Source organism: Gammaproteobacteria bacterium, from assembly GCA_032250735.1.
Taxonomy (GTDB): domain Bacteria; phylum Pseudomonadota; class Gammaproteobacteria; order SZUA-152; family SZUA-152; genus SZUA-152.
On sequence record JAVVEP010000022.1, the window covers coordinates 35,853 to 48,556 of the forward strand.

Annotated in this window: 12 protein-coding genes; 2 read left to right on the forward strand and 10 right to left on the reverse strand. The window is 49.9% G+C overall.

Features of this window, described 5'->3' with window-relative positions; genetic code table 11:
• Positions 1 to 54: 54 nt before the first annotated feature.
• The 7 genes from RRB22_12090 to RRB22_12120 all read right to left on the reverse strand — a co-directional run bounded on the left by RRB22_12090 (position 55) and on the right by RRB22_12120 (position 6,652).
• Complete coding sequence (locus RRB22_12090) at positions 55 to 963, reverse strand: cation diffusion facilitator family transporter (GenBank protein MDT8385144.1); 909 nt, start codon at positions 961 to 963, stop codon at positions 55 to 57.
• A 92-nt stretch (positions 964 to 1,055) separates the two neighbouring features.
• On the reverse strand, positions 1,056 to 1,313 hold the full coding sequence (locus RRB22_12095) for a DUF2789 domain-containing protein (protein MDT8385145.1): 258 nt from the start codon (positions 1,311 to 1,313) through the stop codon (positions 1,056 to 1,058).
• A gap of 427 nt (positions 1,314 to 1,740) precedes the next feature.
• Positions 1,741 to 2,958, reverse strand: a complete 1,218-nt coding sequence (gene arsJ / locus RRB22_12100) for an organoarsenical effux MFS transporter ArsJ (GenBank protein MDT8385146.1) — start codon at positions 2,956 to 2,958, stop codon at positions 1,741 to 1,743.
• Positions 2,959 to 2,993: 35 nt separating this feature from the next.
• Positions 2,994 to 3,995, reverse strand: coding sequence for an ArsJ-associated glyceraldehyde-3-phosphate dehydrogenase (locus RRB22_12105; protein ID MDT8385147.1), 1,002 nt, complete (start codon positions 3,993 to 3,995; stop codon positions 2,994 to 2,996).
• Positions 3,996 to 4,076: 81 nt separating this feature from the next.
• Positions 4,077 to 4,430: a metalloregulator ArsR/SmtB family transcription factor gene (locus tag RRB22_12110; GenBank protein MDT8385148.1), complete on the reverse strand. Its 354-nt coding sequence runs from the start codon at positions 4,428 to 4,430 to the stop codon at positions 4,077 to 4,079.
• Positions 4,431 to 5,090: 660 nt separating this feature from the next.
• The gene (locus RRB22_12115; protein ID MDT8385149.1) at positions 5,091 to 6,008 is read right to left on the reverse strand and encodes an aldo/keto reductase; all 918 of its coding nucleotides are present in this window, start codon (positions 6,006 to 6,008) and stop codon (positions 5,091 to 5,093) included.
• Between the two features lie 86 nt (positions 6,009 to 6,094).
• A complete protein-coding gene (locus RRB22_12120; GenBank protein MDT8385150.1) occupies positions 6,095 to 6,652 on the reverse strand; it encodes a flavodoxin domain-containing protein in 558 nt (185 codons plus the stop codon).
• A gap of 208 nt (positions 6,653 to 6,860) precedes the next feature.
• Between RRB22_12120 and RRB22_12125 the strand changes: the two genes are divergently transcribed.
• Both RRB22_12125 and RRB22_12130 read left to right on the forward strand, forming a co-directional pair.
• Positions 6,861 to 7,682, forward strand: coding sequence for a DUF3014 domain-containing protein (locus RRB22_12125; GenBank protein ID MDT8385151.1), 822 nt, complete (start codon positions 6,861 to 6,863; stop codon positions 7,680 to 7,682).
• A gap of 462 nt (positions 7,683 to 8,144) precedes the next feature.
• The gene (locus RRB22_12130; GenBank protein ID MDT8385152.1) at positions 8,145 to 8,726 is read left to right on the forward strand and encodes a spondin domain-containing protein; all 582 of its coding nucleotides are present in this window, start codon (positions 8,145 to 8,147) and stop codon (positions 8,724 to 8,726) included.
• A 347-nt stretch (positions 8,727 to 9,073) separates the two neighbouring features.
• Here RRB22_12130 and RRB22_12135 read toward each other — a convergent pair whose 3' ends face one another.
• From RRB22_12135 to RRB22_12145, 3 genes are all read right to left on the reverse strand, one after another.
• Entirely contained in the window at positions 9,074 to 9,283 is a 210-nt protein-coding gene (locus tag RRB22_12135) for a hypothetical protein (GenBank protein ID MDT8385153.1), read from the reverse strand.
• A gap of 214 nt (positions 9,284 to 9,497) precedes the next feature.
• Positions 9,498 to 9,887 carry a hypothetical protein gene (locus tag RRB22_12140; protein MDT8385154.1) on the reverse strand — a complete coding sequence of 130 codons (390 nt, stop codon included), beginning with the start codon at positions 9,885 to 9,887 and terminating at the stop codon, positions 9,498 to 9,500.
• A 679-nt stretch (positions 9,888 to 10,566) separates the two neighbouring features.
• On the reverse strand, positions 10,567 to 12,546 hold the full coding sequence (locus tag RRB22_12145; GenBank protein ID MDT8385155.1) for a sigma factor-like helix-turn-helix DNA-binding protein: 1,980 nt from the start codon (positions 12,544 to 12,546) through the stop codon (positions 10,567 to 10,569).
• Between the last annotated feature and the right edge of the window lie 158 nt (positions 12,547 to 12,704).

Here is a 12,704-nt window from a genome sequence, read left to right on the forward strand (position 1 = left end):
ATGGGTGTTCGCATGACTGTTCCTCTTTGGTTAGATGTCGTTATTACGCGCCCATTAATGGGGCGCGCCGCGTGCGGCCGGTGTCTGCGTTAAGCTCACCGGCCGGACGCGCAGCTCCGGTTGCAGGGTGACGTGCTCGATGCCGTGGCGTTCTCGCAGCAGGTTTCGGAGATCCTGCAGCAGGAAATCCCACTGGCCCAGGTCGCTCACCACCACGTGCGCGGAGAGTGCAACCCGGTTGGAGGTCAGCGACCAGACATGCAGGTCATGCACCGACTCCACCCCCGGCACGCCCGCCATGTCGGTGCCGATGGCCTGCAGTGACAGCCCCAGCGGGACGCCCGACAACAGCCCCTGCACCGACTCACGCAGCAGCCGGAACGTGGAAAAGAGGATCAGGGCGACGATGACCAGGGACAGGATCGGATCGATCATGCTCCAGCCCAGCCACCAGATCACCAGCCCCGACACCAAGGCGGCCACCGAGGCCAGCAGATCGCCCAGCACATGCAACATGGCCGCGCGTCGGTTGAGGTCGGCCGCGCCGTGGCCATGGCCCAGCAGATACAGCACCAGGATGTTGATCAGCAGACCGACAAAGGCCACCACGGTCACCGCCTCGCCCCAGATCTCCAGCGGCTGGGCCAGCCGCTCGATGGCATGGTAGATGACACTACTGACTACCACCAGCATCAGCAGGCCGTTGCAGAAGGCGGCCACAAACTCCGCCTGGCCAAGACCGTAACTAAAGCGGTGGGTGGGTACGCGCTGCGCGAACCACGCACCCAACGCGGCGATGAGCAGGGCGCTGGTATCGGCCAGCATGTGCCCCGCATCGCTCATCAAGGCCAGCGAATTGGACCACCAGCCCGCCCCGGCCTCCACCGCGGCAAAACCCAGTGTCAGCGCGGCGGCGAGATAAAGACTGCGTTGTCCCGTCGAGGCAGGGGCGTGATTGTGCATGGCGTCCGGTTGTTATTGGCAGGCCAGTCGTAAAGTAGAAAAAGAGAAAGAAAAACATCGCGGTGTTGCGACGATCATTCCATCATACGGCATCATGCCCGGTTTGCTATGGGCAGGTCCTGTCTCAGGGCCACGTTCAGCATATCCACGACCTCACTCCAGTCGCCGTCTTCGGCCAGCGCCTCCCGCAGAAAGGCCGCCTGGGTCGGCGACCAGAACGGCGCATCGGGCAAGGCGACATCACCGGCAAGCGGCGCATGCTGATACAGAAAGCGCTCGATCTCCTCCGGGCTGCTACCCAGACCCAACTGGGCAAACAGTTCGCTGAAGTTGTGAAAGTGATGTTGCATGGACTAAATCCTTTTTGGTTGATCACGCATTATCAATCGGTGTGCCGCCTGTTTTGCGATTACTGCATTTAAACTCTGGGCACTCTCTGCTATTTCAAGTTTAGTACTCTTTCAAGATGATATTGCCTAGTTCAGCGCTCCTGTGGTGTTTCGCAACAAGGCGCTGTGCGCAGGCAATGGCCCGGTCCTTGTCAAGCGCAGCACCAACAGTAGGCGCTTTAGGCGACGCGGTTGCGGGACACCACAGGAGCGCCCGAAGGGTTGGCCTGTCAGCGTCCATGGCCGCGTCGCCTAAAAGCGCCTACTTTTGGTACGCCTCTTGGCAAGGACTAAGGCCATTCCCTGCGAGGCGTGCCTTGCCCTGAACGCTGACAGACCAACTGAATTAGGCAATATCATCTTGAAAGAGTACTAGCAGCCGCTGGCCTCAGACCGACGGCGCCGCCCCGCGCCCCTTTGACAGGGGAATGGAGAGCAGCCCCGCGGCAAGCACAAACAGGCACGACCACCACAGGCAACCCGTCAGGCCCTGCGTCTGATAGATCAGCCCCGAAAGCACGGTGCCGAGCAGGCGCCCACCGGCATTGGCCATATAGTAGAAACCGACATTCATGGACACCGCCTCATGTTCGGACCAGGCGACGATGAGATAGGAGTGCACCGCCGAGTTGATCGCGAACACCGCACCGAAACCGATCAGCCCGGTGATCAGCACCAGCTGCGGCTGAAAATCCATACCCAGCGCGGTCGCCATCAGCGCCGGCAGGATGGCCAGGCCAAACGCCCAGCGCCGGGCGGTGGCGCCGTCCGGGCCACGGCCCTGATGGCTGCGGCGCAGCAGCCGCGGGGCGCTGGCCTGCACTACGCCGTAACCGATAATCCACAGGGCGAGAAAACCGCCGACCTGCATGAAGCTCCATGCAAACACGCTGTACAGATAGACCGGCAGGGCCACCACAAACCAGACATCACGCGCACCAAACAGAAAAAAGCGCGCCGCCGACAGCCAGTTGATCGCGGCCGTTTTGGCAAACACGCGGGAGAACGCGGGGCGGACTTTTGCCTTGCCCAGACCGGCCGGCAACAGACTGATGCTGAGCAGCAACACCAGCAGCAGCCCGCCGGACAGCAGCCCCAGCGCGCCCCTGAATCCCAGCCCCTGCAACAACAGCGCGCCGACAAAAAAGCCCACGCCCTTCAGCGCATTCTTGGAACCGGTCAGGATGGCGATCCATTTAAACAGGGTGGAATCGCTGCCGCGCGCCGGCAACAGCGTTTTCACACTGGCCTTGGCCGACATCTTGTTGAGGTCCTTGGCGATGCCCGACAACGCCTGCGCCGCCATCACATAGGCCACCGTCAACCAGGCCTCGGGCACCATCAACATCGCCAGCGCAAACACCTGCAGACCCATGCCGATATGCATGGTGAGATTCAGGCCGATCCGCGACCCCAGCCAGCCACCGACCAGGTTGGTGACCATGCCGAACAACTCATAAAACAGAAACAGCATCGCCACCTCAAACGGCGAATACCCCAGCAGGTGGAAATACAGCACCACCAGCATACGGATCGCGCCGTCGGTCACGGTAAAGGCCCAGTAGGCACCGGTAACAACCAGGTAATTGCGCAGGCCCTGTTCCATCGTTAGCGGCTCCCGGAGTGACAAAAGACCTGTATTTACAGGTCCCGGGCGACCCTGGCCGTCAGCTCCATCATGCGGTTTACATAGCCCCACTCATTGTCGTACCAGGCATAGACCTTCACCTGGGTGCCGTCGATCACCATGGTGGACAGCGCATCGACAATCGCGGAGCGCGGATCATTCACATAATCCACCGACACCAGCGGCCGCTCCTCATAACCGAGAATGCCCCGCAGCTCACCCTCCGCCGCCAACCGGAAATAGTCATTCACCTGTTCCGCGGTGACCGGCCGCGCGGCCTCAAACACAAAATCGGTAAGCGAGGCATTGAGCAGCGGCACGCGCACCGCATGGCCATTAAGCCTGCCGATGAGTTCAGGAAAGATTTTGGTGATCGCCCTGGCCGAGCCGGTCGAGGTGGGAATCAGCGACTGGCCACAGGCCCGCGCGCGGCGCAGGTCCTTGTGGCCCTTATCCACGATGGTCTGCGTATTGGTGATGTTGTGCAGGGTGGTCATGCAGCCGTGCACAATGCCGATCTGCTCGTGCATCACCTTGACGATGGGCGCCAGGCAGTTGGTGGTGCAGGAGGCCGCAGTCAGCAGATGGTGTTGGTCCGGCCGGTACTGATCATCGTTCACGCCATAGACAATATCCAGCGCCCCCTCGGTGGGTGCGGCGACAATCACCTTCTTCACGCCCTGATCGAAATAGCCCGTCAGGGTCTGTGGATGCTTGTGATGCCGGCCGGTCGCCTCGATCACAATGTCGCAGCCGGACCAGTCGGTTTCGGCAATGGCCTTATCGGATGAATAGGCCAGCGCCACATCATCCACCAGCAGCCGCTCATTGCGCGCAGCGGTCTCGTGCGTCCAGGGTCCATGCACCGAATCGAACTTCAGCAGATGGGCCGAACCCGCCGCATCGGTGGCGATCTCGTTCACCTGCACGATGGAAAACCCATCCCGCCCCCAGCCGGCCCTCAAACCCAGCCGACCCATGCGACCAAAACCGTTAATACCGACACGTACCGACACAGTGCACCCCTTACAACAAATAACCGGAAGAATTTAAAACGGAAGGCCCACTTAGGCGCAGCAGGTAGGCGCAGCAGACTCTCAGGCGCAGCAGGCCGCACCCGGACGATTCGGCATCGACGCCAGCGCCAGCCTGTCCGCATGAAAAGGGGCCTGATCCCCCGTCGCCGCCGCCGTGGCCGCGATCACCTCGCCAGCCCACCCCGGCAGCTCGGGATGCAGCTGGTAATAGATCCACTGCCCCTGCCGCCGGTCCTTCACCACCCCCGCATCCCGCAACGCCGCCAGATGCCGAGATACCTTGGGCTGAATCACCCCCAGCGCATGGATAAGCTCACAAACACACAGCTCACCCTGCGCCTGCATCAACAACAGGCAACGCAGACGCGTCTCGTCGGATAAGAGCTGGAAAAATGGCGCAGGCTGAACAGTCATGGGCGAAATATACGCAGAAACGTATATACGTGCAAGCGTATGTATTGAGAAAGTGCGACGGGCCATAAAGGGCGCACGGGTAGGAGCCCAGGCTGGGTCGGCGATGGGTTCAGGCGTGTGGAGAGACTGGGATATTTTTTGAGGGGGGGCACTCTCTCCCCCTAAAACTGAAAACTGACGCGGTGAATTCTCTAAAAGGGCTCTGACCAGAATGGCACTTACTTAAGACACAAAACCTCGTCATCCCGGCGCATACCCTCGGGGCATAAAGGCCGGGATCCAGACGCTACTAATGGTGGTAGTTTCTATGGATTCCGGCACTTGTGCCCCTGAAGGTATGCGCCGGAATGACGAAAAATACGGACCCATGCCTTAAGTAAGTGCCATTCATACCTGACCCCTTTGTTCTTTTTTTCCGTGGCGACTGGCATACGGCGCAATGCCCTTCGGTTATTGCGCCCTACAACGCATTTTTCGTAGGGTGGGCCATTGCCCACCATTGCACCGAACCCAACAATGCCTGATTGGTGGGCAATGCCCACCCTTGGCTTACTGCTTTTTTATTCCTGGCAGTAAGGGTCTTCGCTGGGATGACAACGGTTTTGTGCTTAAGTAAGTGCCATTCCCCTCAGAGCCCTTATAACCCTGGCCCCTGATAAGCTATGAAATCGCCCGGATGGTATCCACCATTTTCTTGCGCAGGGCCATATCGGGTAAAGGCCCATAGGCTGCCTGCATGTTTTCCTTTAAATGATCCACCCGTGACGTCGCCGGTATGGCGCACGTAACGGCAGGATGAGAAACGATAAATTTTAGGAAGAATTGGGCCCACGTTTTGCATTCAATTTCACTTGCCCAGGCAGGTAATGGCTGCCGACCCACGTGATCAAACAAACCGCCGCGTTGAAAGGGTCGATTAATAATGACGGCAATCCCCCTGTCGGCCGCCATCGGCAATAGATACTGCTCCGCTTCCCGATCCAGAAGATTGTAGGTGAACTGCACAAAATCCAATGGCTCAGTACGCATAATCTTGATGAGTTCTTCGTGGCGCCGCCCATGGGACGTGGTCACTCCCACATAACGAAATTTTCCCTCTTCTTTCATCGCCCGCAAGCTTGGCAGGTGGGTTTCCCAATCCAGCAGGTTATGTACCTGCATCAAGTCAAGCTGGGGCAATCCCCACAAGGCCTGGGATTGCTCCATCTGGAAAAAGCCCTGTCGATGACCGCGGGTCCAGACCTTGGTGGCAGAAAACAGACCCTTATGATGACCGATGCGCTCTAAACAGAGCCCAATGACCTTCTCGGCATTACCGTACATTGGAGAAGAGTCCAGCACACCCCCGCCCAGACGGAGAAACTCACGCAGCACCTGTTCCCGTTGATTCATGTTCGCTTTATCTTCTGGATCAATGCCAAAGGTGATCCAGGTGCCAAGGCCAATCACGGGTAACCGCTCCCCACTGGAGGGAATTGTTCGAGTATGTTGTTGCGATATTGGAGCAGATAACGCCGAGCTGAACGCCAGCGCAGACCCTAAGCCTGTTAACCACTGAATAAACGCTCTGCGGTTCATCGGTGATTTCTGCCTCTGGACTTAAGATATTATTAAATTGATGAAGACCATAAATACTATTTTTGAATATGATCAAGCAATGTTCGCTAGCCGCTTTTATTGCCTTGCTGCTCAATCACGCCAATAAAATCCTCCGCAAAACGTTCCACCGCTGCCCAGTCCGTGTATTCATGATCGCGCGACGTATCGGTACTGCCGCCTTCCCGACTGGAAATCCATCTCATGATAAAGCGTGTAAAAAAGTTATATTGGGTGTACTTCACCGCGCCAGCGAAGGTTTGAGTCAGTTTCGGGGTCCATCCGGTTTGCGCCGTCAATTTATCGCCATAATGCTTTGCTTCATCCCTTGATTTTGTATTCGCGCTATTCACGGCCATGCACACGGTAAAAAAGGCCGAGGGTACAGCATTAAGCCAATCACGGTGTGATGCGACAAAACTATTTAAATATGCCGGGTATTTTCCCATATGAATGGAGCCACCAAGTATGGCAGCATCAAAATTATCGACCGAAAAAGTAGCCGGCAAATCTTCGCCCGACTGAGCAGTGACCTGATGCCCCTTATCCCGAATAATACCGGCCAATCGATCCGATATTTTCTTCGTCTGGCCTTCCAGTGAACCATATAGAATAAGCAGGTTCATATTTATACCCTCTGTACAACCCAATGGTTATTGTCAGTATAAACATGATTTCTGGATTAAAAAGGGACCCCCGCTCTGTTTTTATTGATCAATCGATTCTGATCCTGTTGAACGATAGCAATCGACTTACGGGCAAACCCATTTATTGAATTTATTGCTAATATTAGAAACAATGGCTCTCTGACACGGATTTTGACCCGGACATTTTATGAAATCATTCTCCTACATTGTCTTTATTTTATTACTCGCTGGAGCGGGAGCTTATTATTACTTTCAGCTCGACAAGGCACGCGAACAGGAAACCCGGGCCATACCGACAGCGCCGCTACAGGTTCCAGAGGACGAAACGCCGGAAATCCTGCACCCTGTCCCAGAATCCCTGGTAATGATGGGTGATGCTACTGAAGAAACGCAGGCTGAAACTGAGCCGGAAGAACCTTTGCCACCTCTCATGGAAAGCGATGACCGGATAAGGGAAATTATATCGGGGATGTTTGACAATGATCTGGTCAAGCAGATGGTACAACAGACCGGCCTCATCCATCGTTTCGTGTTGACGATTGACTCTCTCCCCAGCGACAAGGTACCCATCAAATATCGTCTTTTTCCGACAACCTCAGGAAAATTTCTGGTGCAAACAGATGCCAGCGATAAAATCCTTGTCGACCCGGAAAACTTCGCCCGCTATGACGCCTATATGCAACTACTCGACAAGCTGGACACGGAACAATTCGCGAAATGGTATACCCGCTACTATCCCCTGATTCAGGAAGAGTATGATGCCCTGGGTTACAAAAGCCGCTACTTCAATGACCGTTTTATTTCCGTCATCGACCATCTGCTGGAAACGCCAGACCTCACCGGCCCTATCGAACTGGTGCAACCCAACGTCTTTTATAATTTTGCCGATCCGGCCCTGCAAGAATTATCCGCAGGACAGAAAATCCTGTTACGCATAGGACCTGCAAACCGGAAGCGTGTACAAGCCAAATTGATCGAGATTCGCAAGGCACTCGCTTCGCCGCAATGAGGTGAGTCAATCAGAAACTACCAATAATGGGTACCTTCCCCATTACTTGATAATGCGACATTGCAAGACCTTGTCCATTGTTTATTCATCGACTCTGCCCTCCTTTATTATTTTGACCCTCCTTTATACTCACAGCGGCGATGCCTGTAATTAAAAAGGCCAGAGAGCAAATGCCCAAACTATTCAGTAATTTTACGCATCCCCCTACAGAGTAAAAACGGAAAACGTACCGTGAAAACGTACAGTGAAAACATGCCGTGACAGAAAAGTTATATTTGCGTGAGTCAGCCGTGAGATCTCAGTCGTAAATTAACCCACCCACGCAGAGCAGCGCGCGGAACGCAGGTTAATTAACCAATACTGACTTTATGGAGAAAGAAAATGCGCAAAAAAACATCATTGTATGCTGGATGCTTACTAACAACCGCCTTGCTAACGGCGACAAACAGTTGGGCCGATGACATGGTCAAGTATGAAATCACCATCACCAACCTGACCCATGGTCAGCCGCTGGCACCGGTCATGGCCGCAACGCATCGTCCCGGGATTAGCTTCTTTGAGGCAGCGCAGGCGCCAAGCGATGAACTGGCCAGATTGGCGGAAGCCGGCGATGGCGGCCCCATGGCGGCCAAATTGCTGGCAATGGACGGAGTGAGTGACGCCCAGATCAGCACCATGGGCCTGACCCACCCCGGACATTCCACGACCATGACGGTTACCGCCAAGCGCGGTGCACACAAGGTGAGCATCGGCTCCATGCTTGGCGCCACCAATGACGCCTTCTTCGGCCTTTCAGGTGTGCGACTGCCCAAAGGCAGTCATAGCGTCACCTACATGGCCAATGCCTATGACGCCGGCAGCGAGACCAACGATGAACTCATGGCAACGGTCGCCGGCCTCGGTGGCGAAGGCTATTCGCCCAATGACAGCGGCGAAGGCTTCGTCCATATCCACAGCGGCATCCACGGCGTCGGCGACGCCATACCTGCCGATCTGGATTGGCGTAACCCCGTAGCGAAAATCACGATTAAACGCGTGCACTGAAAGCTGCAGAGGTAAAGCAGGGTAAGCGGTGAGCCGGAGCAATCCGGTTCACTGCATTTCGGGGTTAAAAAACCGGGGTTAAAGAATGGGAAGATCACTTTGTGCTTGTTTCATTCAGAACAATCGAGCCTGAACCCATTGCCCCTCACTCATTCCTTTAATCCCAAGCGAGAACTCACAAGCCAGGGATGGCATTAATAGTCAGTATAACGAGCGTAAATAGCACAAATATCAGGCTCGCTATTATCACGCCTATGCCGAAAGCATCTAGTAATTTAATAAAAATCATGGCACTCGTTTTCCGGGAAAAGGGTTAGCCACAGCATAAGGTATTTGAACGAGGAATATTAGAAACAATTGCTCTCTGGAACAGTTATTACATATTCTTCAAAATCAACAATCAATCGACCATATCCACCCCAGCCAGAAGCATTTGGATTTGTTGACCTAATATCAAATGCGACATCTTTCCCCGACCCAGATAAACCTAAATCAATAGCAAAACAGAGCGATGAAAAAAAGAAAGTAAAGATAAAAACTATTGTTCTGATCGGCATTATTAATCCTTAAAATAAACCGGGTCAGAGAGCAATATTCTCTAATATTAGAAACAATTGCTCTCTGACCCGGTTTTAGTTGCCTGACCCCGAAGACGCCTGACCCCGAAGACGCCTGACCCCGAAGACGCCCCGAAGACGCATCAATGACTTGGGCGCAATGCCTCAAGCGTGTGTTCAATATCGACATTGCGACATGCAGCCCAACGGGCCTTTAAAGCGCTAATGACAATCCTATTAAAAAACCAATTATAGACATCAATGTGTTGTCAGATGCGGTTTCAGCATTCTTTTGCGATGCAACATTAGCTTCTGCCAGTATTTCTTGCTTTAACTTTTCTTTTTCTGAAACTGGCATTCTTTTGTCAGAAGAGTCATTAGACTCAATTGTTGCTTGATCTTGAACTCGTAATTCTGCCAATATTTCTTGCTTCATTTTTTCTTTTTCTGAAGCGGACATTTTTGCACCAGATGAATCAGATGCACCTAGCCTTTCAGAATGATCAATGGCTTGATTTTCACTAGAGTCTTTTTTTTGTGGCGCGGCACAGCCAGCAGATAAAAATACTAAAGACATTGTAATTATAAAAAATAATTTTTTCATATTTTATTCCTCCCTCTATTCAACCATCGATTATCGTACAATTAGTCATCACATATCATATGCAGGCTGAGCCCTACAAGAAATAATGAAGGCGCTACCCCATCTTAACTACCAAAATACTTCTTTAGTAGTATTCTTTTCTGAATCAGCCGCAAGTAAAATCTAACTACGTACTTTGTTATTAACCCCCCCTCCTTTATCATAAGCACGTAGCATTGATGCCACGATGAAAACTTGCTTACCTGATATATTTAATTTGACGACGATAAACCATGAGGCCAATAAGACCTAAACTCATTAGAATAATGCTGGTGGGCTCAGGGACCGCTGTTGTGTTGCGGACTAGATAGCTACCAATACCCGGTTTGTAGCTGGCATCTTCCCATGCATTGGGGTGTGCATAAGCTTGTGTCCAGTCACTAGCGCCTTCTTGAAAGTCTACATCGTATATCATCGCTAAAGGGGTCCGCTAAAGGGGTCAGAGCCCTTTAAATCATTCTGTTTTTAAATTGAATTGGCTTAAAAATCCTTTCGGAATAATTTGTGATTTTATTAATTTTCTATCCTTGCAACTAAACCGTAAACCGGGTCAGAGAGCAATATTCTCTAATATTAGAAACATTTGCTCTCTGACCCGGTTTTATTCTCGCTCTGACCCCTTTAGCTCCACAGTCACTTGTTAGCAGTTTTTTAATGTATTCTGCCAGTTTCCAATAGAAACTTGTGCCGACTCTCTAGTTATAGCAATAAATTCACTTAGTCTTTTAAAGTTTGTATTTGTATCAAAATCACTCTTGCAGTGTTTATTAATTGCGTCAGTCAAATTATTATATTTAATATCATACAGCGAATATAAATTCTGTTTACGATGCCAATTATTTTTTTGGTAGTTATTTTTCGCTATCGAAGAATAAAAATATTTAGAATATGCTTTGTTAAAATCAATATTTAATTTATGTTGAAATATTGATGGATCAACAGGTCTATTCTCATTCAAAAGTATCTCATTAATTCCAGCGATGTAACGAGGCAAATCTATATCTTTGTAAGCAATTTCAGGTGTTGTATAAAGCATTCTGTCAACCTGTACAATTTGTTCATCACCTATCATCTCATCTAAATAATAAGCTGCATGACCTATACTATTACTCTTTAAAAGAGCCGCTATTTCAGGCTTGGTCATTGGTTTTTTATTGGAACTCATAGCCTGTAATATTACATCTTTCTGCGTAATGTTTTTAAAACCCTTTTCCAATCCTACTGAATCTGCTTGCGACTTACCATCAAAATAGAATCCATAGTCTTCACCGTACATCTTTACGATATACCGAATAGCATAATAATCTTTATCTTGCAAAAATACAGACTTACGACAAACCTCATTAAGATGAAATACATCTCTATTTGTCTCATCAAAAAAAACCAATAGCGACTCAAATACTGAATCGATATTGATTTCCGAGAGATTCATATACTTGGTGTGTTTATATACACCCTTTCCTGCCAAGTATACAAAGTCAGAATCAAACAGCGCTTGATTATCAGGGCGATCTTGATTCAATTTAGTCCTTGATATAGCTCTTGAATTAACAATATTAGCTACATCCAACCACGGCAAACCTTGGGGATGCTTACAAAGAACGCAAGCTGCCGCTTCATTTTTTTTCAAATATTTTGGATATACGTTTTCATCTTTAATTTCTATTTTTCTTAGCTCTGACAAATAATCCAATACATTATCTGCATTGCTATCACTCAAAAAAGAGTTGGCTTGGATATACTCCTTAGCTTGATAAATGCTGCACGGTTCGCCATGCTCTGCAAAAAAAGGATTGAGTATATCCGTCCGTATATCTGGCCTAACAATATTGCTAATATTTTTATCGTCGCAAATATAGCCTAGAAACCTATAGAAATTTTTCTCTTTATCAAAGCAACTTGATAGATTTTCCATTGCTTGTGGTAGTTTTAAATTAATATTATCTTTTAGGTTAAGCCAAATATTTTCTTGTGTTAATCTCATACTTCGAATCAGTTTACTATTTATCTTAGCTTCTTTTTGTCGAATTCTCTCTCGTGTAACGAGATGTTTTACACCAACTTCTTCAAGAGTCAATTCTGATTCAACAAAACCCCATCGATATTGAAATATTTCCTGTTCCTTTTCATCGATGCCATCTAAGAAATTGTCTATATCTTCGAGCAATATAGTACCCACTTGTTCAACAGGAAAGATTCTGAACTTAGTTGACAAGATTAACTCGCTCTCCATATTTTTATAGTCAATAATACCTTTAGATATTTTTTCTATCTCAACCTGAAGCCTTTCTTTTAAGCCAGAGATCGCACTAATAAATTTTTCACCAATCCCTTCAGTTTTTTCAAATTCTAGAGATTTGAAGTTTATCACCTCTAAAATATCATCTGACTCCTTCAATCTATAAAGCTTTTCAAGGTTTTTTTTCTCAATAGCACTTAAGGCAGAGAAGTTTATAGTCATCCCATCAAAGTCCACTTCATGATCAGGATCATTTTCAACTAAAGGCTTTATTAAGGGTTGTATATTATGATTTTCTTTATATAGAGCCTTAAGCTCCACCCAAAGGTCAATATACTTTTTCCCTATACCTGGAAGCCCTGATAAACTACTGCGAGTCAAATTAATAATGTCGGATAGTTTATTCTCAGTTATTACACCAAAATCCTCGCTATCATTGCTGTTTCTAATTCTTAAAATAAGTTTATCGAATTTGTTATTAAAATGGGCTCTTCAGCAGAATCTGTGGGTAAGTTTTGGTTCTGGCAAAGCCCCCAACG